A 24,418-nucleotide genomic window follows, 5' to 3' on the forward strand; every position below is an offset into this window, starting at 1 on the left:
CGCGTCGACAAGTACTGACCCATCGAAACATCAAATCATGACGCAAATCGGAAAATCCTCCGCGAAACGTTCCCAGCCATCCTATTTCATGTCCATTCTGGGGGTATCCCTGGTGCTGTTCATCCTGGGACTGCTTGGCTGGATCGTGATCAATGCCAACAAACTGGGGCAATATTTCAAGGAAAATGTGGAAGTGCGGGTATATCTGAAAGAAAATATCTCTTCTAAAGACAGTGTGGAACTGACTCAGTACATTGCCAGCAAGCCCTATGTGCGGCAGTACACCTATGTAACCAAGGAGGATGCGAAGAAGAAATTCATGGCAGATGGGAATGACGATTGGAAAAATATCCTGGAAGCCAACCCCCTGCCGGCCAGTATAGATTTTACCCTTATTAATGAATATGTACATTCTGATTCCCTGGCAGCCATCCAGGCCGACCTGGAACAGAATATTGCTGTGAATGATGTGCAGTATCCCCGCACATTGGTTGATAACCTGAATGAGAACGTGAAAAAAATCAGCCTGATTCTGCTGATTATTGCGATCGTGCTCTGTGTGGTGGTGATTGTACTGATAGATAATACCATCCGATTGGCCATGTTCAGCAACCGGTTTATCATCAAAACCATGCAGATGGTGGGGGCAACCCGGGGCTTTATTGCCAAACCGATGGATATGCGGGCAATTTTGAACGGGGCTATTGCCGGGGTAATTGCGATTGCTGGAATCATCGCCCTGATCTTTTTTGCCGAACAACAGCTTCCGGAGCTCAAAGCCATGCGGGATACCACCTGGCTGACCATCCTGGGAGCAGGCATCATATTACTCGGAATCCTGATTTCATTGCTGAGTACCCACCGCAGCGTGGTGAAATACCTGAAGATGAAGCTGGATGATCTCTATTAATCCTTATTTTGCAACCATGTCTAAGAAAGTAACAACTACAACTACCTCACATACCTCCGAAAGCCTGTTCGGAAAGACCAACTATATTTGGATGCTGGCAGGAATTGCTGTGATTGCATTGGGATTATTGCTGATGGCTGGAGGCAGAAGTGCTGATCCGACTGTATTTGAGCAGAAAGAAGTCTACAGCACTACGCGGATCACCATTGCACCTATCCTGATTATTGCTGGATTGGCGCTGGAAGTAGTGGCCATCTTCAAAAAGCCAACCTCCTGATCTTTTTTCCATGAGTATTCTTGAAGCCATTATCATAGCCATCGTAGAGGGCCTGACCGAGTTTTTACCTGTCTCTTCTACCGGTCACATGATCATTGCCAGTTCCCTGCTGGGTATCCATACCGAATCCTTCACCAAATTATTTGAAGTAGCTATCCAGTTGGGGGCGATTCTCGCCGTGGTGGTGCTTTACTGGAAGAAATTCGTCGACTTTAAAAGTTTCAGCTTTTATATCAAATTGGCCCTGGCCGTGGTTCCGGCACTTTTATTGGGTTTCCTGTTTTCAGATCAGATTGATGCCCTGCTGGAGAGTCCGCTTACAGTAGCCATCACCCTGTTATTGGGAGGTTTTGTACTGATATTCATTGATCGCAGTTTTCAACATCCACGCATACACGAAGAAGCTGAAATCGGTTATGGTAAAGCCATCATTATTGGTATTTGGCAGTGCCTGGCAATGATTCCCGGTGTAAGCAGAAGTGCAGCCTCTATTATTGGGGGTATGCAGCAGGGATTGAGTCGTAAAGTGGCAGCTGAATTTTCTTTTTTCCTGGCAGTGCCAACAATGGCAGCAGCCACCGGTTATTCCCTGGTATTAAAAGACTGGCCCGGGGCAGATGGCATAGAGCAGAAAGGATATGAAATGCTGCTCAGCTCCCAGGACAACCTGGTTGCTTTTGTAGTTGGAAATATTGTAGCCTTTGTGGTGGCACTCCTGGCCATCAAATTCTTTATTGGTTTTCTCCAGAAACACGGCTTCCGCTGGTTCGGTTATTACCGGATTGTGGCTGGTATAATTCTTCTTATATTGCTGTGGACAGGTGCCATCCAGAATGGATAAGTCCCTGTTCCAAAACCAAGCAACTGCATGCAGACGGCACCAAAAAAAGTAATCAATGGTTGGGCCATGTACGATTGGGCCAACAGTGCGTATAACCTGGTAATCACCAGTACCATTTTCCCAGCTTATTTTGTGGCGATCACTTCTTCCGGCAATGGCAATGGCCAGCATAAAGTTTCTTTTTTCGGAAGGGAATTTGTGAACACGGCACTGATGGATTATGCCCTCAGTGTGGTTTTCCTGCTGGTGGCCTTTAGCAGCCCGATTCTTTCATCTATTGCAGATTATCGGCGTAATAAAAAAGTGTACCTGCGCTGGTTCAGTTTTATGGGATCCGCCGCCTGTTTAGGTTTGTTCTTTTTTACGCCCGACCGCATCGAGTTAGGTATCATCTTCTTTTCCATTGCGGCATTGGGTTATTGGGCGAGTTTGGTATTTTACAATTCCTATCTGCCTGATATAGCTGCACCGGAAGACCAGGATCGTGTCAGTGCAAAAGGATTTGCGTTGGGTTACGTAGGATCTGTGTTGCTGCAGATCATTTGTTTTATTCTGATTTTAAATCCTGGTATTCTGGAAAGCCTGTTTGGATTTGATGCAAAAGATAAAACCCTTGGTCCTCGATTTTCCTTCCTATTAGTAGGACTCTGGTGGTTTGGATTTGCTCAATTCACACTGCGCGTATTGCCTCTCAGTAGCAAGGCCGAGCGAAAATCAAAAAAACATGTTCTTGTAAATGGCTTCCACGAATTACAACTGGTTTGGAGCCAGCTCAAACAGATGGCTGTTTTAAAACGATTCCTGTTGTCCTTTTTTCTTTACAATATGGGCGTGCAAACTGTGATGCTAGTAGCTGCCGGTTTCGGGAAAAAGGAAATCTTCCCTAATCCCGAGGATGAACCGAAATTATTGATCACCATCATCCTGATCCAGCTAGTAGCTATTATTGGCGCTATTGGATTGAGCCGGCTATCAAAAAAAATCGGGAATATGTGGGTGCTGATCATTGCGGTAAGCATCTGGATACTAGTATGCATCGCCGGTTATTACGTACAGACACAAACGCAGTTTTATATTCTGGCTGCCTGTGTAGGATTGGTAATGGGTGGCATCCAGAGTATGAGCCGAAGCACCTATTCCAAACTGTTGCCGCCTACGCAGGACACGACTTCCTTTTTCAGCTTCTACGATGTAACAGAGAAGATCGCTATTGTCATTGGCATCTTTACTTTTGGCTACCTCGAAGAGATAACCGGGAGTATGCGCAATTCAATCATAGCATTAGGTGTATTCTTTGTACTCGGACTGATCGCCTTATTCTATACCAAAAAAGCCTACGATAAAACACATGCAACTCTATACAATTGATACGGGTTATTTTAAACTGGACGGTGGTGCCATGTTTGGTGTGGTTCCCAAAACCATGTGGAATAAACTGAATCCGGCGGATGAAAACAATCTTTGCACCTGGGCCATGCGTTGCCTGCTGGTTGAAGATGGGAACCGGCTAATTTTAATAGATACCGGCATTGGTAATAAACAGGATACCAAATTCTTTTCGCATTATCATTTGCATGGTGATAGCAGCTTGGACAGCTCACTTGCCCAACATGGTTTTCATCACGATGATATCACCGACGTGTTTCTCACCCACCTGCATTTCGATCATTGCGGAGGTGCCATCATCCGCCAGGGAGATCAATTGATACCTGCTTTCAAAAACGCTACTTACTGGAGTCATGCAGATCACTGGAACTGGGCGGTGCACCCCAACGACCGGGAGAAAGCATCTTTTTTGAAGGACAATATTTTACCCATCCAGGAATCGGGACAATTGAAATTTATAGAAGGGGAATCTTTTACAGATAATTTTTCTGTGCGACTGGTCAATGGCCATACCAATTCCATGATGCTGCCTCAACTAAATTACAAAGGAAGAACGATTGTGTACATGGCGGATCTACTACCTTCAGCTGCACATCTGCCCATTCCTTATGTAATGGCCTATGATATGTTTCCGCTAACCACCTTGCAGGAGAAAAAATCTTTCCTCGCAGAGGCAGTAGAAAACAACTACCTGCTTTATTTCGAACATGATCCTCAAATTGAACTGGCAGAACTGGTACAGACGGAAAAAGGAGTGCGGGCAGGGGCAACACTGAAATTGACTGAGTTGTAACCTCACCCGTCCGGTGGCACCGGACGGGTGGCGGATGAAATTATCGTACGCCCACCAAACTGCTTAGGGGATAGCGCAGGTTGCGGTAAGACATCATGTCAACTTTTACACTGCCGACGCTAATCGGACTCTCCACACGCAGAGGGATTTTGTTCCCATCGTCGCTAACCCAAACCGTCATTTTTTCGCCCCCTTCAAAAATGGTTCCCTTCACCAGCAGCGGTTTGAATTTGATGGAGCGAAATTTCCCGTACTTGGTTTTGATCGTTTCCTTACCCAGGTAACGGATGTAGAGATTATAGGTTTCATCATCCAGGAACATGGAAAAAGGAATTTTATCTCCCGGCTTGTATTTACTGAAATCGATATTACGCGCATAATAGATGGAGCTCACTACATCCTGCACACAATTTGGAACATCAAACGTGCCATAGTTGGCAATCGCCTTATTGGCTTTGTGATCAAAATTAACTGTCTGAAATTTCGTATACCCACCCTCGTACACATTCCGGATAAACTTGTGCGGTTGCATTGAAAACGTATCGATATAGGATTCATATTTATCCCGCACTTTAAAGAAGTTATCATAGAAACTGTAAGTCTTGCCATCTCCAATTACATGGTACACCGGATTACCATTGAGGTTGGTTAGACGCACTGAGAAGTTAGCTTCTCCGGCACCAATATACATACCAGCCAGTGTATAAAAGACTTTATAGGTAGTGGATTCACCATTTACAAAAGCGATGTTGCGAACACCACAAAACTCATTGTATGCATCCAGTCTTTTGGAAAACACCAGGCTTACGAATATGAACGCTAAAAATCTTTTCATCCTACTTATTTTCTTTGACCGGACCGGAACCTACGAGTTTAATCCGGATGATCAGTAAACTACCAACAATAGCCGGGCCAATAAGGTTGATCAGCCAGATTCCCAGCGCTGCTGCAATGATTCCCAACTGGTTGGCACTGATCATTCCGAACAACTCCAATGCCAGCTTTCCACGGATCCCAATATCTGCCAATGCAATAGTAGGAATAATCGCCATGATCAAAAACTGGAGGCTGATCAGCCAGGCAGCTACTCCAATTGCATCCGTCACGTTAAAACTTTGCAGTAGTAAGATATATTGAATAACAAATACCCCGTACCTCAACACTGACCACCCAAGCACTCTTAACAAAATTGTAACCGGTAAATGATCCACCACCTGCAAAACCGGAAGGATTTTACCTGCTCCCGGAATCTTTTCAGCAGCTCTTACCACCCAGCTGATGCGAAAATACAGCAGGATAGCTGCACCACTGATAAAACTCAGCAACCAACCCAGTGCCGGTACCCAAATTTCCTGCAGGTTCCAATGCGAAGGCAGGTCCACAGATTGATAATTGGCGTACCAAATCCATAGTGAGATGGTACCAATTACTAATGTTACCAAAACCTGGCTGAAACTTCCGATCAGGGTTAAGGAAACCGATGCCAGTCTTTTACCCTCCGGCAGATAGAGCACCCGCCCACCATATTCACCAATCCGGTTGGGTGTATTCACTGCAAATGCGAGTCCGGCTAGTGTTGCCTTAAACGCCTTTACCATGGATATACGATGAAGGGGCAATAAGAGTTCTCTCCATTTCAATGCTTCCAGTCCCCAGTTAGCCAACATCAGCACAACCACCGCAATTAGTTTCCAGGCATGTTCGGTTCTCAGGGTCTCCTGCATTTGTTGCCAGGTAGTAGCCAAATCAGGCTGGAGACTCAGTTGCCGATAGATCGACCAGCTCAACCAAATGAATATCAGGGGTCCCAACCAGTAGTTGAGAAAGATTTTGATATTTTTGCTGGATACCATCCGGGTTAAAAATAAGCGCTCGTTGAAAAAAAACGCACAAATAATTCTGGGTATTGATCCAGGCACCATCATAATGGGCTATGGATTGATAGCAGTGAACGGTCAAAAGCTCCAACTATTGCACATGGATGTGCTAAAATTGAATGCTAAAAAAGACCAGCATATCCGGCTGGAGCTGATCCATCGCCGGGTGGCCGAATTAATCCAGGAATACCAACCTACCAGTTTTGCGATCGAAGCACCCTTCTTTGGCAAAAACGTACAAAGTATGCTCAAGCTGGGAAGAGCACAGGGCGTAGCAATTGCCGCCGCCATTCAAGCTGGTCTCGAAGTATGTGAGTACTCGCCCAAAAAAGTTAAGCAGTCCATCACCGGGAATGGTAATGCTGATAAACACCAGGTCTGGTCCATGTTACAGCGCATACTCACGATAGAAGAGAAACCTGAATTCCTGGATGCCTCGGATGCCCTCGCAGTAGCAATCTGTCATCACTACCAGACAACCTCTCCCATTCCCGGAGCCGCCTCCAAACTAAAAGGCTGGGAAGATTTCCTTAAGAAAAACGAGCACCGGATCAGGAAACCGGTCTGAATACTTCAGGATTTTCCAGGTATGCCAGGATTTTTTCCTGTGCGGTTTTTAATTCCTCCGGACTCAGTTTCAATTTAGGTCGGGTGAAATTCAGGTCGTCAGCAGATTGAAGGGGCACGAGGTGCAGGTGTGCATGCGGCACTTCCAGTCCAATTACTGCAGAACCTACCCGCTGACAGGGGAATGCCTGTTCAATAGCACGTGCGATAGGTTTTGCAAAAACCAGTATTTCCGCCAGGTAGGCATCCGGCACATCATAGAATTTATCTACTTCCATTTTGGGCACAACCAGCACATGGCCGTGTGTCATGGGGAATACATCCAGAAAGGCGTAGAATTTGTCATTTTCGGCGATCTTGTAAGAAGGAATTTCGCCGTTGATCAACTTGGTGAATATGGTCATCTTGAGGTGATTGTTTGCAAATCTGCCCCCAATGACATCGTAATTTTTATATCCCGGGTTTCCCAGGTATCAAAAAATGGCTGCCAGCGACCCATGTTGTAAAACATTCCAAAAACTTCATTCTCAAGATTCTCTGTCCAGAGTTCATCCCTTGACGGACATTCCACATGGGTCACTTTGCCAGATGCATTGATGGTGACCACAAAGGTATGATTCCAGTTGGGAATGGCATTCGCTTTATAATAAGCAGCGCTGAAATAATCGATCAGGTTTTGAGTGGCGAACATGTACACCGGCTCGATCTTCACTGCATACCAGCGCTTGAGTTCAGCCAATTCTGCTGAACCAAAATCTGCGGGTATATGATCCAGTTCGATCCGGAAGCGGTCATCATTTTGCACAAAGGCTCCGCTAATTTTTTCACCCTTATAGTAATAGATAAAATGCTCAAGGCTATCGGTGGGGGTTAAGCGAACCAGTACTGTATCTCCTTCATTGAAGAATACCCGAGGTCCTACCACTTTATCATTCTGAAACTGGCACTGCATAAGTGCATTGCCTTTTTTGTCAAAGAATAGCCAGTCGCCCTGCTTGCGGCCTTTTTTATCAATGGCATTCAGCTGTAAGCCATTCCATTTAATGGTCTTTTGAGCCTGCATGGCCAAAGGGAAAAACAGCAGCATGAAAAGGAGTCGCCAAATCATGGCGCAAAACTATCAGGCCTGTGTTACCAAAATGTATCCCCAATGTTACCGGAAGGTTACCGAATTGTTACCAGCCGGGCGGGAGGGTATGCAGGATGGTGTGTTTACCCTGTTTGAGGATGGTTGTTTTCAGGTTTCGGGAAGTTTTAGTTGTAGGCAATTGCAGCTGTACGATGGTGTTAGCAGGCACCTCTACTATTACCTCCAGTTGATTTCCTTTCTTTTTCCATGTTGTACTAAGCGTGCCATTTTTAGTACCCACTTTCGCCTTCGCCCAGTCTAATCGCCTCGTATCCGGCTGCACAATAAACTTTTCTTCCATTCCTCCCTTGTCCATCTTCCTTATCCCTGCTATCCATCGGAAAAAGAACTCTGTTACTGTCCCGAACATCGGGTGATTATGCGAAAAAGTATTATCACTATACCCCCAATGCTCCCATAAACTGGTAGCGCCATTATCAATCATGTGCATCCAGCCGGGAAAGCCTTCTTTCGTGATGATATCATAGGCCAGATCTGCCCTGCCATTTTCTCCCAAAACTTCCAGCAGGTATTTCGTACCAAAAATTCCGGTACTGAGATGACCGGATTGGCATATCGTAATATCATTTACCAGGTAATTGAATGCTGCAGCTTTTAACTCAGATGGAACCAGGCCAAAATACAATGCATGTGCCTGGGTGGATTGGGTTCCGATTCCTACCTTGCCGGAATCCTTACTAATATAGGTTTCCACAAACCGCTGTTTGATCTGTTCCGCCAAACCAACATAGTTCATTGCTTCTTCCTCTTTACCCAGGATGAATGCTAGTCGCGCTAACAAGCTCACATTGTAATAATAAAAGGAAGTAGCACTTACAGAAAGATCTTTAGGTGCAACCGATTCATGGTCGCCAATGGTATTGTGCAGTTGGTGATCAACAGCTTTGCTGCGCAGGAACTCTACCCATTTTTTTGCATTCGGATATTGATCCAGCAGCAATTCTTTGTTACTGTAATACCGGTACAACTGCCACAACAATTCAGGATGTGCAGTACCCCATTCAATGGGTCCGGATCCTTCTCCATAACCTTCATCAGCAATACCAACAAAGGGGGCGGTTTCGGTGAAGGCTCCATTGGGCCGGGCGGCATCTGCAAAATCAAGAACGGTTTTCGCATAGAAATCCTCCATATCAAACAGGTGGATAAAAGACTCTGCAGTTGCTACAATATCTCCTCCATATCCCAGTTTTTCTCTATGCGGACAGTCAGATTGTACACCGATGAGGTTACTAAGGAAAGTACGGCGACAAATCGCCACTAATTCATTGATGCGGAGATTAGAACAGGAAAAACTGCCGGTTTCTTTGAGATCCGCATGCAAGACCAAAGCACGAATCGCCGAGGTATCCGGTTCACCGGGATACCCCTGGATTTCTGCATACCGGAAACCATGATACGTGAATTTCGGGCGAAACAGATCTTCTCCTCCTGAACATATAAAAACATCTTCCTGGTAAGCAGTATCAGGAGCGCCGGGGCCTCCGATACCGGCAGCTTTTATCTGGCCGGTTACACTGGTCATTTTATTGAGGCTTCCATCCGGGTATAAGAGTTCGCCATATTGCACTTTCAGTTTTGTTCCGGCCGGGAGGCGGGTTTTAAGTTGCAATACTCCGGTTTGATTGGTGCCAAAATCCAGCAGCCATCCGGTTTTAGTGGAGTATATGGCAACAGGAGCCAATGTATCGCCAATAACAACAGACGGACTACGATGTGCCTCCAGTTTACCTGCAGGCGGGTTTGCTATGATTGCCTTTCGCCATTCTCTAAAGTTGTTGTTTACACGCAGATCAATCCACTCTCCCAGGTAAATACTATTTCTAAGGATTTCACTGTCAGTCACCTGCCAGGATTCATCGGAACTTACCAGTTGTTTGCTGCCATCTTTAAAAATCAATTCCAGCTGAACAAGGAGTGCAGGCTCCCCAACAGGAAGGGCTTCCTGCAGATTAAATCTTCCGAATAACCGAAGAGGCATAGGATTGTACCAGCCATTGCCGACCACAACTTCTAATGAATTGCTTTGTCGGTTAAGCGCTGACGTTAGGTCATAACTGCTGTAAAATATCCGGTGTGCATAATCTGATTGGGAAGGCTCCAGTACGCGGTTACCAATTTTTTTTCCGTTCAAACTGGCTTCATAATAGCCCAATGCGCTGATATGCAGCATAGCAGAACGCAACGGTTTATTCAGCCTGAATTCCTTTTTAAAAACCGGTGCAGGATTTTCCTGGTAGGCTTTCTCATCAGCAAAGAAATGAGTTTGGGGATCACGTATCCATTTCCCCTTCCAATGAATGGCTGAAGATGATTGAGCTGTACCAGATCCGATAATAAAAAGATGAAACAAACAGACAAGAATCAATCGCATACCCGCAGTTTGTCTGAAATTAACAATATAGGGGCAAAAAAAACGGTCACCTGAAAGATGACCGTTTTTTAAAGTTTGCTGTCAATCTTTTTAAAGCGATATCTGCTCCACTTTGAATTTCAGAATGCCTGCGGGTGCTTTTACCTCGGCCACCTCACCTACCGTTTTGCCAAGCAGTCCCTGTCCGATTGGAGAGGTTACGGAAATCTTTCCTGCTTTCAGATCTGCTTCTTTTTCAGAAACAATCTGGTAGGTCATGGTTTTCTTCGTATTGAGGTTTGAAACGGTCACTTTTGTCAAGATGGATACTTTGCTGGTATCAATGGAATCTGCTTCCAGAATCCTGGCAACGGCCAGATCGCTTTCGAGTTTTTTGATCTTGGCTTCCAGGATTCCCTGTGCCTCTTTGGCTGCATCGTATTCGGCATTCTCACGCAAATCTCCTTTTTCCCGCGCCTCGGCAATCGCTCTGGAGGCAGCAGGACGTTCCACCGCTTTCATATGGTGGAGCTCTTCCTTCATTTGTTCAAGGGTCTCTTTTGACACATAAATTACATCTGCCATAATTAACCTCCTTTGGTTAAAAAGTAAAAAAAAAGAACAACGCCTTCAGCGAATAGTGAAAGCGTTGCACTCAGATGGAGCAAATATAGGGATTTTAATTATCCAAACAGCTTTTGTATGATGACCTCTGCCATCTTCAGATAGGCTTCATGACTGTATCCCGCAATATGCGGAGTAACCAGCACATTGGGTTGAGAGCAGAGCCAGGAAAGGCGCGCCTTCTCCTCTTCCGTATAGGTGCTGAGCTGTTCATTTTCAAGCACATCGAGCCCGGCAGCAGCAATTTTACCGGTTTCCAGGGCCCGGATCAGCGCAGCAGTATCATGCACTTTTCCACGGCTGGTATTCAGAAAAACCGGCTGATTTTCCAGCTTGTTAAAAAACGAATCGTTGGCCAGGTGCCGGGTTTCTTCAGTAAGGGGCACGTGTAAACTGATCACCTGTGCATAACGTGCGATCTGCTCCAGGCTGGCCTCCTTAATGTAATCTTTAGCAAATCCGAACCTATATTTATCATAGGCCAGAACAGTTACCCCAAAAGGCTGCAATAACCGGGCGAATGCACCACCGGTGTGACCAAAGCCGATAATCCCTACTATTTTGCCACTCAACTCTGTTCCCCTGTTAGCATCCCTTAACCATTTCCCCTGGCGTACTTCTTCGGCACTGGAATGCAGGTTGTTCAGCAGTGATAAGAGCATGCCCAGTTCGTGTTCAGCAACAGCATTTCGGTTGCCTTCCGGACTGCTTTCACAACGGATACCTTTTTCTTTGGCATAAGCCAGGTCAATGAGTTCCAGTCCGCTGCCTAGGCGCCCGATCCATTTTAAACGATCTGCTTTTTGCAGCAGGTTGCGATCCACTTTGATCCGGGTAGTAACAATCATGCCGGTATAATCAGCAATGCCCGCAACTACCTGGTCGTAGGTAATGGCCGGCTGATGATCTACTTCAAATCCGAGTGACTTTAACTTTTCCGGCAACCAGGGATGAACACCCGCCGTGATCAATACCTTATCCATTCTTACCATTCATTTTAAAGGTCAGCGCTGCGAAATCAGCTACAGATAACTGTTCTGCCCTTTGTTGAAAGATCTCGTCCGTCAATACTTCAGGAGGGAACAGAGATTTAACAGCATTACGCAGGGTCTTACGGCGTTGATTAAACGCAGTTTTCACCAGCAGGAAAAAATCTCTTCGGCTGCGCATTACCGGTACTACTTTTCTTGGCACCAGTGCAATTACGCCACTCATCACTTTAGGAGGAGGATTAAAACAGCCCGGAGGAACATCAAACAGGTACTGCACCTCATACCAGGCCTGCACCAATACACTGATTACGCCATACACTTTGGAACCCGGAGCTGCTGCTACCCGCTGGGCTACTTCCTTCTGGAACATCCCGATCACCCGTTCTACCTGGTGCTCCCATTCCAATACTTTAAACAGGATTTGAGTGGAAATGTTATAGGGAAAGTTTCCAACCAGGGTAAAAGCTTGTTCAAAGGGGCAATCGATATCCAGGAAACTCCGGTGGATCAGCTTGCCTTTTAAAGCCGGATAGGTGGCTTCCAGGAATTGCACTTTTTCGGCATCCAGCTCTACAGCGCGGAAATCAATCCCGGGCAGTTCCAGCAGGTATTTGGTTAGTGCTCCCCCACCCGGACCTACTTCCAGCAGGCGGTCAAAAGGCTGTTCCTGCAAGGCATCGATGATTTTACGACAGATGTTTTCATCACGAAGAAAGTGCTGGCCCAGTGATTTTTTAAGCGTGTACATAGAATGGAGCAAAAATACAGTATTGGGCGCGGCCGCTGAATACTGTATTTTTACTGCTTATTCAACGAGATAGAACATATGTCAACAGAATCTATACGTCCACTGATTGGGATTAGTTGTGGGGATCTGAATGGAATCGGACTCGAACTGATCATCAAAACAGTTTCCAATAATAAACTGCTGGAACTTTGCACACCGATCATCTTTGCATCCAACAAGGCGATCAATTTTTACCGGAAATCCATACCGGACAGCAATTTTAACTTTCAGCAGATCAAGGATTTCACCCGTATCAATCCCAAGCAGGTAAATGTATTCAATTGCTGGGAAGAGGAGGTAGCTATTACGCCGGGGCAGTTGACACCGGAAGGAGGCAAATATGCGATTCTTTCTCTGACTGCGGCTGTAGAAGCGTTGAAAGCGGGACATATTCAGGGCCTGGTAACCGCACCGATTCACAAGAAAAATACCCAGGGAGATAATTTTCCATTCACTGGTCATACACCTTATCTTAAAGAGGCATTTGACGCCAAAGAAGTTGTGATGATGATGGTAGCCAGCAATATGCGGGTAGCCCTGCTGACGGAACATGTGCCGGTACAGGAGATCGGTCCGCATATCACAAAAGCAGCTATCGTATCCAAACTGAAACTGATAGAAGCCAGCCTGAAACAGGATTTTGGTATTGATCGTCCGAAGATTGCAGTATTGGGATTGAATCCGCATGCTGGTGATGAAGGATTGATTGGCGCAGAAGAAGAAAACATCATCAAACCGGCCATCAAGGAATACAAGCAGCAAAACAATGCGATAGTGCAGGGGCCATTTTCAGCAGATGCTTTTTTCGCAAGAGGATATCATGAGCGATTTGATGCTGTATTGGCCATGTATCACGATCAGGGCCTGATCCCATTCAAATCACTCTCCCACGGAGAAGGGGTGAATTTTACTGCGGGCTTATCAGCAGTACGCACATCGCCTGATCATGGAACTGCCTTTGATATTGCAGGTAAGAACAAAGGCGATGAGAGTTCTTTCATCAGTGCTATTTTCACCTGTATTGACATCATCCGGCAGCGCACAGCATATCGTGAAAACAGGGCGAACCCCATGAAAAAACTCACCAACCGCCTTCTTGCGAATGCGGTTGATGAGAAAATCGAAGAGTAAGCAATCGTTATCTGAGAATTATCTTATGGGTAATTACTTCCTGGTTGTTTGACACCAGTCGCAGCAGGTATATACCGCGTGCAAACTTTCCTAAACCGGTAATCTGAATGGTATTGTTTCCTTTCTGAATTTGTTGTGATTGCTGGTAAACCAGTCGGCCTCGGTCGTCCATCAACTGGCAATCCAGCCATTGTTTTTCCTTCGCGCTGATGATTACCTGCAGGTAGGATTGTGCCGGGTTCGGCATAACAGATACCTGTTCCACTACAGAAAGTTTTACGAGAACTACATCACTTAGCACAAATTTACCGGAGCGGTTAACTGCTTTGATACGGTATTGCACACCCGAACCGGTACCAGGTTTGGTATCAAAGAAGCCGGAGCTATTCTGGACGGTACCGACCAGCACATAGTTACCAGTTGGATCCTTGCGCAAAATTTCAAAATAGTCAACCGGTTCTGTAGTACTGATCTCCCAGTTCAATTGAATACCATTGTTTTGCTGGAAGGCACTCACCTGAACAAATCGGGTAGATAGGATATAGAGATAGACTCTCCAGTCGCGTTCGGTAGATGCAGTAGAATGTCTCTGCACCATGGTTGAGGAGCCTGGACTAGGGTCACCTGTTAGAGAGCCCCCGTTACCCATATAGGATGAGGTTCCTTTCGCGGAATTATTATCCCGGTCGAAGCGGTTATCCAAACCATCGCCATCGGTATCATTGCCGGTTAAGGTAATGTTGTCATCCGGCCGATTGTTCATGTTGAAATCATTTGCTTCCACGATATCCGGATCACCATCTCCATCTGTGTCTTCATCCAGGTAATCAGGGATGCCATCAGCGTCTTCATCGTTAGGTACGATACCTACTCCTCCGAAACCACTCACTCCATCATAGGCGTTATCTATACCATCATTATCTGAATCAATTCCGGTTGGCATCTGATAGCTGATTGTTGCCAGTCCTTCGATATTATCAGGCACACCATCATCGTCTGAATCTATATCCAGGTAATCAAGGGGACCTCTGCCATCTGAGTTGGGATACACAAAATGGCGGGGTGTTCCTGTATCCAGCATTCCATTAAAATCAGTGTCCGGATAGCCTGCTTCACGAAGATCTGTAATACCATCACCATCGCTGTCGAGGTCATAGGGATTGGGTCTTAAGTCGTTGTCCATATTTCGGAAAGGATATGAATCAGCGCGGCCATCTCCATTTGTATCCGGGCCGGTGCGAAGAAGAAGGATGGTTACATTATCAATTCTACCATTGTTATTAATGTCTATGCCTCCTGCTTCAATTACATCATAAATACCGTCATTGTCACTATCCAGATCAAACATATTGGGAATGCCATCACCATCCAGGTCGGGTAAACCAAGACCATTTCCTGAACCTGCAACACCGGTTGATGAAGCGTCTACGTTTTGTGATAAGCCATCACCATCAGGGTCAGAGAAATTGTCAATACGACCATCACCGTTTTCATCCACGCCACCAGCTTCCACTACATCCGGAATCCCATCACGATCACTGTCCAGATCAAGTGAGTTGATGATACCATCTCTGTCAAAATCATAACGATTATCAATACCATCGTTGTCACCATCTTGAAATCCTGGGGTATCAGGATCACGGTAATCAGGTATACCATCTCCATCTGAATCAAGGTCTGCATCCAGTCCATTATTTTCAACCAGATCAGGAATACCATCATCATCATCATCGATATCACAACCGACATTCAACAGAATACTTGCACAAGCAGTAACATTACAATCACCTTCAATTCGAACATAATAATGGCGGCTGGTAGAAGGTGATACTGTTATAGTTGGGCCATAACCAATAGGAGCATTTGTACCACAACCTACTGCATACCAGACATACCGTGCATTGGTTCCAAACTGACCGCCAAATGCTGTTAGTTGGGTAGGAGTACTGGGACAAACAGTTATTCGATTGGACCTTATCCCAACAGGCGCAGCTGTACTTGGAGATTTCAATGGAAGGAAAAATCCAGGAGATGCATATCTACACTGTGCATTATTGATATTACCACCGGATGCAACCAAAACCCGATAATAGCGTTGGTTTGATGCATCCATCGAAGCAATTGTGTAGGTTGAATTAGTGGCTCCTGAAATATTTGTCCAGCTAATACTGTCATTACTCACCTGCCATTGATACTGAACCGTTCCATCGATAATGGTTGGATCACTAAGTGTCGCAGAGAATGTTGCTTCACCACCAATACATCCCGCACTCACTGCAGTAGTATTTACAACCGGCTCTGCATCACACAATCCGAATTCAATATCATCAATTGCGAGGTCGTTACCACAGCCACCTTCACCCTGGTTGATAACTTCCAATATGATGGAAGTATAGCCATTAGGAAGTACAAATCGAATACCATGCTGCTCCCAACTACTACCGGTTATCTCTGGTGTCGTAAGAGTTGTCAGTACCAATCCGGTCACCGCATCTCTTGCTCGGAATTGCAACTTCGGCGATTTGAATCCACCAACGGCAGAACAGAATGTACGTTGGTTGCTGTTGCTTATGTTGGCAACCCATACATTGAGTGAATACTTTAGGTTAGAACAAAGATTGTTGATCGTTGTACTGAAAACAACGTTTTGATCCACATCCGCATTAACCACCATCATCCTACCATTGGAATTACCAGTATGATCCGGCATGGAATTCCAGTAGTTGGTATTGCCATTCGCTGGATTATCTGTAATCATATACCGATTTTCAACAAGCGGATTTGAAGTGGCGCCAGTATAAGTGTTGGAAGTTCCTGCTGGCATAGCTGAGGAAGTTCCACCTGAACCAAAATCCTGGGAATAGAGCACCCTGTTTATAGCCGGACAAGGAGGTGCTTCACCGGCAACTGTTACAACAAAAGGAGTTGGTACTGACTCACCGGCGTCATCCGGTTTTCCATTTAAGTTCAGGTCAGGATTGGACCCATCGGTGGACACATCACGTAGATCTCTTCCAAAACCTGTGGATGTACTTCCAAAACCTGTACCAGTTACAGTAGCAGAGTTATTGTAGAGGACACCAGCTAAAATATTTCTTAACCGAACAGTTATCCGAATTGTAAAATTATTCTCATCAAGTGGGAAGTTTTTTAGTGTCTGACTGTTAGCCAACAGCCTTGTATTGGTGGTACCATTAAATGATGTATTCAGAGCAACTCCTGCCGGGTTGGATACCAGGCTGGCACTTGCACTTACCACATTCGCCAACCCATTGATATTTGAGAGCGTATCAAATACCTGCAAATTGGAAATGGGATAGTTCCCATAGTTTTTGACATGCAAATCATACACCACATCGTATTCTCCTGTAGTTCCGGTAGGTGTTAAGGAAACCAGTCGCTTGGCAGAACCAATGCCAGATGTTATACTGGTATTGTCATAGGAGCTAAAAGTAGAATTGGGTGTAACAGTAAAACGGTCGCCGGTTAACATATTAATTCGGCTATGAATACAAGTATTGGGAGAAAAACGAACAAAAGATGCAATAAACTGACCGCCAGCATAAGCCAGACCAATCAAATCCTGGTTAGGAGCAGGAAGTGGAATGGTATCAATATAAGTAGCATTAATGGGCAATGAACCATAATCAGTATAGTTCATGGTCATCAACTTATTGTCAAACGCAAAATAAAACTGACCACCCGGGGTAATGGTAAAGTCGCCGCTTTTCTCATAAATATTTACACCACTGGGAAGCGTTACAGGTACTGCTGCGCCTACTACACCGGTAGTAAAATCAATGCGTTGTAAGGTAAGGTTATGACGAACCGGATTAGATCCTGTTGCTATCATGTTCACCATCCAGGCATAACCATCCGCATCAAAGGATGCAGTGAGGTTGGCGTTGGTAAACACTCGCAGCGGAGCCAGGCTACCGGTCGGACAGGTACCTGGAGTCCATCTCCACACATAAGTATCATTTCCAACCCAGCGGAAATAATACAACATATTGTCTTTGGGGTTATAATCAACCAATGCGCCATAAATAGAAAAACCCGGACCGCCAAGGGATGGGTTACAGTCAGATGGAAACTTATTCAACCTGTTCAAGGGTTCATTAAACTCAAAATGAGTCAGGCGATTGTTCCCTGAATTACAGGAGGTTCGGCCAATACCCACAACAATAGAACGAGTAGCAGGATTCTGCGATTGAATGTCAAAAAATGCAAGCAAACTTGCAAGTAACAAAAAACCTATTTTACGGATTGGGGTGGTCATAATCTAGGGTTGGACTCCTATAAAACGACCAATTGAGATTAATATTTTTTCTTACACAAAAAATAATGGAAAACCCTTAAAACGCCGAATACTACTTAAATAAGGCAGGCTTTAAACCGGTATTGATGGTGTAATTGGAATAAACCAGCGTAACCCTGCCTTTTCCGTCACCCTGTGGTTTCGATGTGGCTGCTTTTTTGCTACCCTCGTATTCCATCGTTACCCCTTTTGGAAGCTTGAACGTATTGGTATTGAACACAAAAAGAATTTTGTCAGGTAATCCCCAACGTGCAAAACGACCGTATTCAAGGATGGATTCATATGTTCCGTTTTCGCGGGTAGTAGTAGTAGCTTTCCATACCAGTGCGGTAGTTTCATCTACCAACAAGGTACTTAAAACGATATCACTGTTTTCGTTGACAGGCAAAAGTTTGATCGTCGCCAGTTTACGTCCATTCATCGAAGTATACCCTGCTGGTACTGCAGTAAACTCCTTCCCTGAAATAAGGGAGTTCAGGCTGATACTCATACCCCCCTTGGGCAGAATCGATATTCCATCGGGTTTTAAAATTTTAAATTGATCGGGTTGCAGGAAGTAAACTTTTACCCTGGAATCCGGCACATTCATAAAGGAAACATTTACTGAAAGTGTAGCTTCCCCAGTATAATCCTTTACGGATTCGAGTTTGGCTTTTACTGATGCCAGCAATTTATCTGCATCCTGAGCCTGAAGGCATGAGTAAAGCAGTAAGAAACAGGATATAAGCAAACTATTTTTCATATCAGGACAGAATATCTTTTTTACGGAATATCAGAATAGTAGCAACCAGGAAGGCAATGATATGGAAAAGTAAAATGCCAGCGGATTGCAAAACAGGTTCCCATTGTACCGGAGCATCAAAAAAGCCCTTCCACCCTATCATATGCGTGGTAAACAGAAATGGTTTGATAGCATTAAAAATGGGAATATCCATAGTGGTGAGGATGGTAAAGACAATAATGACACTCATTGTGGTAACAATCGGACCAATGGAATTTTCAGCAAAAACTGAGAGTAAAAAGGAGAGTGCTGCAACCGTTGTCATGGCGATAGCTGCAAAACCAAAGGCTGCAAAATAGCGCCAGAGCACATCTGCTTTTTCTAGTATCACTACCTCCTCACTTTTCAGGATCATAAGGTCGCCGGTACCAAAGATCAGAATAGAAACAACCAGCGATAACAAGGCCATCCAGCAAAGAAGGAGAATGGTATAAATGGCAGAGGAAAAAAATTTCGCCAGTAATAAGTTGGTTCTGCTTACCGGTTTTGTAATCAACAACCGAAGCGTTCCCATATTGGCTTCACCTGCAATCTGATCTCCTGCAACCAGCGCAATCAGCAGTGGTACGTGAATCAGGAGGGTTTGCAAAATGATAAAGCAGATCAGGTAACCATTGAGCACATTTCCCTGAATGTCAAAACTCTGGGTGAGGCTTTGCATACCAAATGCCATATAATTGGTGCCATCTGCATAAAAAGCCAGCAGAATCAGCGCCACAATAGCACCAATGGCAGCAAAGCTGATATAAGTACGGGGGCGTTTGAAAATTTTAAACAGTTCAATTCGTAAAAGCTGCCACATGCTGATTTCCGGAGGTTAAGGATAAAAAATAGGCTTCGAGCGAATTCACGGAGCGAATGGATTGAATCTCTACTCCCTGCTCAACAAGGTATCGGTTCAGAGCAGGTACCTGGTGTGAAGCAAGGGACACAATCAATTCTTCCCTGGACAGTTCCACCTGTAAACCCCAGGGCTCCTTTTTTAATAATTCAATTGCTTTTTCAGGATTGGCTACACCCAGGTGAACTTTATTACTGGCTGGCTGAAAATAATCCGCCACAGCTCCTTCCATCATTTTTTTTCCTCTGTCGAGAATGATCATTCGCGTAGCGATATGTTCAATTTCAGTAAGTAAGTGCGATGAAACCACCACTGTTTTTTGGAATTCACGGCTCAGTCGAAGGATCAGGTTTCGCATATCTGCAATTCCCTGGGGGTCCAATCCATTCGTGGGTTCATCCAAAATCACCAGGTCAGGATTGTGTACCAATGCAACGGCAATGCCTAATCGCTGTTTCATACCCTGGCTATAGGTCGCCACTTTACTATTGGCTCTTTCTGCAAGTCCCACCATTTCAAGTTGGTCCATTAACAGGCGATGACTGGGCCTAACCCCGCTCATCCTTGCAAAAATGCGAAGGTTCTCTATGGCGGTAAGATATTTGTACAGATCAGGCCGCTCAATAACGGCACCAACCCGGCTGAGTATGGATTTGTGATTAGGCGTGAGCTCCTCTCCAAATAAGCGAATACTGCCGGAACTGGGCAGTATCAGGGAAAGCAGCATCCGCAGGGTTGTTGATTTTCCTGCTCCATTCTGTCCGAGGAAACCATAGACATCTCCCTGATAAACGGAAAAAGAGAGGTTGTCTACTGCTACCAGGGAATCAAATTGTTTAACCAGCTTGTTGACTTCAATCAAAGGTTGCATCCTGCCCAATTAGTTGCTAACTATAACAGCGGATGAATTCCATTGTTGAGCAACGATGCCTTAAATACCGTTAATTTCCGGCATTCAGGTAAGATTGCAGGTTTTTGACATAGGTTTCGAAAGCACGGATCCCTTCAGGAGTTATCTTACAGATGGTCTGAGGATAATTCTCCTTGAATTGTTTTACTACATCGATATAACCAGCTTCTTTTAATTTACTGATTTGTACGCTCAGGTTACCGGCAGTTGCATTGGTTTTATCCTTAATAAAAGTAAATTCAGCTTCTTTTACGCTTATCAGTAAAGACACAATGGCCAGCCTCAGTGGGGTATGCAATATGGGATCAAGTTCTTTAAACATGAAAAAGCATCTCCTTCCTCTTTAATTCACAGATTGATTGTTATAGCGCTGTTTTAACAGGTATCCCGGTAGGATCCAGGCAAACAGCATTGCAACGGCAATTAATAGCAAATGTTCGGCAACCGGTATAAATGTAGATAAAACCGCCAGTCCCCAGCATATTACAGCTCCTGTTTTCAGTGGTCTGAATTTCAACACCACTCCTGATATAAACGTTGGAATACCATAGATGCTAAGATAAATCGGGTTGAGCACCGTATAAAATTTGGCACCTAATACCTGAGCAAGGATAAAGCCTGTCAATAACAACACGATACTGAACGCAATCCAGGTTGCCCCTAATACTTCATCGGTATATGTAACTACCTTCCGCTGTTTTTTATTCCGGGACAGGTAAAACACCATATATATGACTGCTAAAATGGTAAGCAACCATACATAATAGCTAGACTGAATTTTCAAAAAACGCATACCAATGTACTGACCGAGGCTGCAAATAAAAACCACCCATCCCCATAACTGATACAGATGGCCATCTTCACTAAATTGATTTTTTGCCTTATTAATCATGGATTCGATCAGTATCAGGCTTTCAGCACTGCTCATTGGTATTTCAGGTTGTACTCTTCTTTCCATCTTATTTGCATTGAGCTAAGAAATATTGTGCAGCTGCTTTCCCCCAAGTTGGATGGAGTTCTGAAGCAGGCTTGAACTGATCAAACATAGCGATCGCTTTTTCCAGCACCTGGGCTGCAGCAGCTTTCCCTCCCCCGAATTGCTCTGGTGTATAAAATTTGGATTGCCCTTCCAGGTAAAGCGGACGCGGATTAGTGGGATCCTGGGCTTTGGCCTTCTCCAGGAAAGCCGAAGAACTTTGTCCATATTGCATCCAACGAGCTGCAGGATCCACTGTCAGATGAGCTGTTGCAATCATACTATATATGACATTTATTTCACTATTGGCTCCCCCGGCCAACGCCTCTGCCTTCTTAAGCAGCACTTCTGCTTTATCCGCAATTGGATCCACCTTTGATTTATCCTGCTCCAGCAGGGCCGTCATAACCTGACAATAGGCGGCATAATAATACGGAAGCCACTGGTTTTTTTCAGCATCTGCTATTCGTTCAAAAGTATTGGCGAGTGCAGGCATGTTTCCATTTTGAACTGCTGTTTCCATTTCAGCGATGCGTTGTTGCATAGCTTTCTGGTATTTTTCAGATTGAGCAAACAAAGAAAAACTACCCATCATTAATAATAAGAGAAAGGCTGTTTGTTTCATAACAATTGATATTTAAAGATTACTATTGATTACATCTTGTGAACGATCTACACCAAAACTGAAAAAGCAGCCAATGAAAAAGAACTGGTTGGCAGCCGGACGAATCGGTCTTCTGGTTAAACCATCGTAGGAATAGTTATAATTGAAAATTTGGTTTTGATTAAGTACGTTATTAATCGATAACACCCATACAGTAAAAGATTTGGCACCCGTTTTTCCTATTGCCGGCAGGAAATTAACACTCAGGCTCAGATTATTGAAGGGAATCGTTTTACCCTGATCAGCAAGTATGAATTTATTGGCCCCCTGGTCAAAACGGATATTGTAATAAGGTCTTCCTGTTGCAAAAGAATAGGACGCATTGAATTGGGTCTTCCACTTAGTGATGAATTTCTTTACAACCAGTGAGGCGGTATGATTAGCGGCAAAATTAGGCTGCAGACTTCCAGGGAAATTCAGGTAATCCCTTTTGGTATCCAGGTAAGAATAAGACACCCAATAATCAACACCTTCAATCGTTTTTTTATCGCGCCAGAAAAATTCAATACCCTTCGCATATCCATCACCGCTATTATCGGCAGATGGAAAAGTTTTAACAAGCTCCTCGTATTTTTTATAAAAGACTTCAGCCCGGAAAGTATATGAACTGTTGATTACCTGGTAATTCGCGATATAATGAGCTGCTTTGGTGAAGCGAAGATCCGGGTTCAGCAATAACTGATTGCGTTCAGGTTTCTGAAAAAAAATGCCATATGCAAGGGAAGCCTGTCCTTTTTCGCCCAATTTGTAGGCCATTGAAAGTCGGGGTACAATATTAGCACGGTTCAATAGCGAAGAATGCTCCACCCTGGTGCCCAGCTTAGCAGCCAGGTTATTGGTGATGTACACATCCAGTTCAGCAAAACCAGCTTTGAACTGGTCTTCCTGCAGGTTATTGCGGCTGATGGTATCACGGAATTTCACATTGTCTTTAAAATAGAGCCACTCCCCGCCAAAACGAAGTACCGATAAACCGGAACCAAGGCGTCGATCAAATACAGTTTTAACTTGCAAAAGGCTTCCGCTCGCATCCACATCAAAAGATTTGGATACATAAGGCTGCACTGGGATAAACTGATCTTTATTGTCCTGGTCCTGTAACCGATTTTCGATATCATCCCGGTTTAAACTATAGGAAGTACCAAGAAATAGTTTCCATTTTTTTCCAAGACGTTCCTTCCAGGCAAGGTTCGTATAGATGTTATAGTTAGTTAGTCCGAATGCATTTTTAAGACTGCCGGAGTCAATATCCGGTGTTCGGATACCTAGCTGATTGGCCTGTATGGTACTATAAAATTTCAGGATGCCGGTTTTGGAAGTTTTTATTCTGAAATTGGCATCTCCACCATGAAAAGCGGGTATACGAAAATAATCCGGCCGCTGTTTTACCAATTGGAAATAGGGGTACAGATTGGTATAACCGTAATTCGCACCCCAACTGGCTGTTTTCTTTTTGTTAAGGTGTTGATAACCTCCACTCAAACCAACGGAAGACACTCCTAAAGAAGCTGAACTTTGGTCTGGCAGATCGATGGTTTCAAGTATTAATGCACCAGAAAGAGCCTGACCATATAGTGCAGAATAACCGCCGGAACTAAACACCGTTCCCTTAAACAAAAAGGGAGAAAAACGACCCCTTGTTGCCAGGTCGGGCAGTGCAGAATAAAAGAAATTATTTACCAAAGTACCATCTATAAATACCCTGGCTTCCTCACCACTTCCACCCCGCACAAACAGTCCTTCCCTCTCTCCTATCTGTTGTGTACCGGGCAGCGTGCGAAGAGCAGCTGTAACATCTGCGTTTGCACTGGCTGTAGTTACCACATCAATTGAACTCAATACCGTAGTTCGTTTCGTATCACTGGCTTCAAAGCTGCCTGCAGTAACCACAACTGCTTTTAATTCATCTATGGCTTCCTTTAGGATCAATTGAAGATCAACCGGGCTTCCATTCAGCTCCAGCCATTCTTCCACCGGTTTATACCCTATAGCCGTTACCTGTAGCAGTTGTCTTCCCTTTTCTGTGGTTTCAAACTGAAACCGGCCGGTAGAATCGGAAGTAGCTCCATCGTAGCTATCTTTTATTGCCAAACTGGCACCAGGAACCGGTTTGCCCTTTGGCGTAAGTAATCTTCCCCTGAGAGTTGTTTGACCAAGGGCAGCCAGTTGGCTGATGAAAAGCAGAAGAAGCAGGATAAGGTGGTTCAATGCTCTAATTTTTATCAAATATAAACTAGTTT

The 24,418-nt window shown here is 44.7% G+C and carries 23 protein-coding genes; 7 read left to right on the forward strand and 16 right to left on the reverse strand.

Annotated features, from left to right (window positions below):
* Positions 1-37: 37 nt before the first annotated feature.
* From MD536_RS15115 to MD536_RS15135, 5 genes are read left to right on the forward strand one after another with little or no spacing between them, the layout of a single operon-like run.
* A complete protein-coding gene (locus MD536_RS15115; protein WP_239601599.1) occupies positions 38-910 on the forward strand; it encodes a cell division protein FtsX in 873 nt (290 codons plus the stop codon).
* Positions 911-926: 16 nt separating this feature from the next.
* Positions 927-1,187, forward strand: a complete 261-nt coding sequence (locus tag MD536_RS15120) for a DUF3098 domain-containing protein (RefSeq protein ID WP_239601601.1) — start codon at positions 927-929, stop codon at positions 1,185-1,187.
* Between the two features lie 10 nt (positions 1,188-1,197).
* Complete coding sequence (locus MD536_RS15125; RefSeq protein ID WP_239601603.1) at positions 1,198-2,028, forward strand: undecaprenyl-diphosphate phosphatase; 831 nt, start codon at positions 1,198-1,200, stop codon at positions 2,026-2,028.
* A gap of 27 nt (positions 2,029-2,055) precedes the next feature.
* Positions 2,056-3,396 carry an MFS transporter gene (locus tag MD536_RS15130; RefSeq protein WP_239601608.1) on the forward strand — a complete coding sequence of 447 codons (1,341 nt, stop codon included), beginning with the start codon at positions 2,056-2,058 and terminating at the stop codon, positions 3,394-3,396.
* Positions 3,377-4,207 (forward strand): MBL fold metallo-hydrolase, encoded by an 831-nt coding sequence (locus MD536_RS15135; RefSeq protein ID WP_239601609.1) that lies wholly within the window; start codon positions 3,377-3,379, stop codon positions 4,205-4,207. Before MD536_RS15130 ends, MD536_RS15135 begins: the two co-directional genes overlap by 20 nt.
* 40 nt (positions 4,208-4,247) lie before the next feature.
* Here MD536_RS15135 and MD536_RS15140 read toward each other — a convergent pair whose 3' ends face one another.
* Positions 4,248-5,042 carry a DUF3108 domain-containing protein gene (locus MD536_RS15140; RefSeq protein ID WP_239601617.1) on the reverse strand — a complete coding sequence of 265 codons (795 nt, stop codon included), beginning with the start codon at positions 5,040-5,042 and terminating at the stop codon, positions 4,248-4,250.
* Position 5,043: 1 nt separating this feature from the next.
* Entirely contained in the window at positions 5,044-6,060 is a 1,017-nt protein-coding gene (locus tag MD536_RS15145) for a lysylphosphatidylglycerol synthase transmembrane domain-containing protein (RefSeq protein ID WP_239601618.1), read from the reverse strand.
* A gap of 22 nt (positions 6,061-6,082) precedes the next feature.
* Between MD536_RS15145 and ruvC the strand changes: the two genes are divergently transcribed.
* Positions 6,083-6,652: a crossover junction endodeoxyribonuclease RuvC gene (gene ruvC, locus MD536_RS15150; RefSeq protein ID WP_239601621.1), complete on the forward strand. Its 570-nt coding sequence runs from the start codon at positions 6,083-6,085 to the stop codon at positions 6,650-6,652.
* On the opposite strand, the gene MD536_RS15155 is transcribed toward ruvC, so the two are convergent.
* The 6 genes from MD536_RS15155 to rsmA all read right to left on the reverse strand — a co-directional run bounded on the left by MD536_RS15155 (position 6,636) and on the right by rsmA (position 12,518).
* Positions 6,636-7,055, reverse strand: a complete 420-nt coding sequence (locus tag MD536_RS15155) for an HIT family protein (RefSeq protein WP_239601623.1) — start codon at positions 7,053-7,055, stop codon at positions 6,636-6,638. The genes ruvC and MD536_RS15155 overlap by 17 nt on opposite strands.
* Positions 7,052-7,759: a toxin-antitoxin system YwqK family antitoxin gene (locus MD536_RS15160; RefSeq protein ID WP_239601625.1), complete on the reverse strand. Its 708-nt coding sequence runs from the start codon at positions 7,757-7,759 to the stop codon at positions 7,052-7,054. The genes MD536_RS15155 and MD536_RS15160 overlap by 4 nt, the downstream gene beginning before the upstream one ends.
* A 67-nt stretch (positions 7,760-7,826) precedes the next feature.
* Positions 7,827-10,175, reverse strand: a complete 2,349-nt coding sequence (locus MD536_RS15165) for an alpha-L-rhamnosidase (RefSeq protein ID WP_239601626.1) — start codon at positions 10,173-10,175, stop codon at positions 7,827-7,829.
* 90 nt (positions 10,176-10,265) lie between these two features.
* On the reverse strand, positions 10,266-10,739 hold the full coding sequence (gene greA, locus MD536_RS15170) for a transcription elongation factor GreA (protein ID WP_234867225.1): 474 nt from the start codon (positions 10,737-10,739) through the stop codon (positions 10,266-10,268).
* Positions 10,740-10,837: 98 nt separating this feature from the next.
* On the reverse strand, positions 10,838-11,761 hold the full coding sequence (locus tag MD536_RS15175; RefSeq protein WP_239601628.1) for an NAD(P)-dependent oxidoreductase: 924 nt from the start codon (positions 11,759-11,761) through the stop codon (positions 10,838-10,840).
* Positions 11,754-12,518: a 16S rRNA (adenine(1518)-N(6)/adenine(1519)-N(6))-dimethyltransferase RsmA gene (rsmA, locus tag MD536_RS15180; RefSeq protein ID WP_239601630.1), complete on the reverse strand. Its 765-nt coding sequence runs from the start codon at positions 12,516-12,518 to the stop codon at positions 11,754-11,756. Before rsmA ends, MD536_RS15175 begins: the two co-directional genes overlap by 8 nt.
* A 78-nt stretch (positions 12,519-12,596) precedes the next feature.
* Between rsmA and pdxA the strand changes: the two genes are divergently transcribed.
* The gene (pdxA, locus tag MD536_RS15185) at positions 12,597-13,688 is read left to right on the forward strand and encodes a 4-hydroxythreonine-4-phosphate dehydrogenase PdxA (RefSeq protein ID WP_239601632.1); all 1,092 of its coding nucleotides are present in this window, start codon (positions 12,597-12,599) and stop codon (positions 13,686-13,688) included.
* Between the two features lie 7 nt (positions 13,689-13,695).
* On the opposite strand, the gene MD536_RS15190 is transcribed toward pdxA, so the two are convergent.
* The 8 genes from MD536_RS15190 to MD536_RS15225 form a co-directional block, all read right to left on the reverse strand.
* Complete coding sequence (locus MD536_RS15190) at positions 13,696-17,967, reverse strand: T9SS type A sorting domain-containing protein (protein ID WP_239601633.1); 4,272 nt, start codon at positions 17,965-17,967, stop codon at positions 13,696-13,698.
* A 91-nt stretch (positions 17,968-18,058) separates the two neighbouring features.
* On the reverse strand, positions 18,059-18,748 hold the full coding sequence (locus MD536_RS15195) for a LolA family protein (protein WP_239601635.1): 690 nt from the start codon (positions 18,746-18,748) through the stop codon (positions 18,059-18,061).
* Between the two features lies 1 nt (position 18,749).
* The gene (locus tag MD536_RS15200) at positions 18,750-19,589 is read right to left on the reverse strand and encodes an ABC transporter permease (RefSeq protein WP_239601638.1); all 840 of its coding nucleotides are present in this window, start codon (positions 19,587-19,589) and stop codon (positions 18,750-18,752) included.
* Complete coding sequence (locus tag MD536_RS15205) at positions 19,567-20,499, reverse strand: ABC transporter ATP-binding protein (RefSeq protein ID WP_239601640.1); 933 nt, start codon at positions 20,497-20,499, stop codon at positions 19,567-19,569. The genes MD536_RS15200 and MD536_RS15205 overlap by 23 nt, the downstream gene beginning before the upstream one ends.
* A 70-nt stretch (positions 20,500-20,569) precedes the next feature.
* Entirely contained in the window at positions 20,570-20,860 is a 291-nt protein-coding gene (locus MD536_RS15210) for a winged helix-turn-helix domain-containing protein (RefSeq protein WP_239601642.1), read from the reverse strand.
* 21 nt (positions 20,861-20,881) lie between these two features.
* Positions 20,882-21,496, reverse strand: coding sequence for a hypothetical protein (locus MD536_RS15215; protein ID WP_239601644.1), 615 nt, complete (start codon positions 21,494-21,496; stop codon positions 20,882-20,884).
* Between the two features lies 1 nt (position 21,497).
* Positions 21,498-22,139, reverse strand: a complete 642-nt coding sequence (locus MD536_RS15220) for a hypothetical protein (protein ID WP_239601645.1) — start codon at positions 22,137-22,139, stop codon at positions 21,498-21,500.
* 12 nt (positions 22,140-22,151) lie between these two features.
* Positions 22,152-24,404: a TonB-dependent receptor gene (locus MD536_RS15225; protein ID WP_239601647.1), complete on the reverse strand. Its 2,253-nt coding sequence runs from the start codon at positions 24,402-24,404 to the stop codon at positions 22,152-22,154.
* Positions 24,405-24,418 lie beyond the last annotated feature (14 nt).

Origin of the sequence: Flavihumibacter cheonanensis, assembly GCF_022352215.1 — a bacterium.
In the GTDB taxonomy this organism is placed as follows: Bacteria; Bacteroidota; Bacteroidia; order Chitinophagales; family Chitinophagaceae; genus Flavihumibacter; species Flavihumibacter cheonanensis.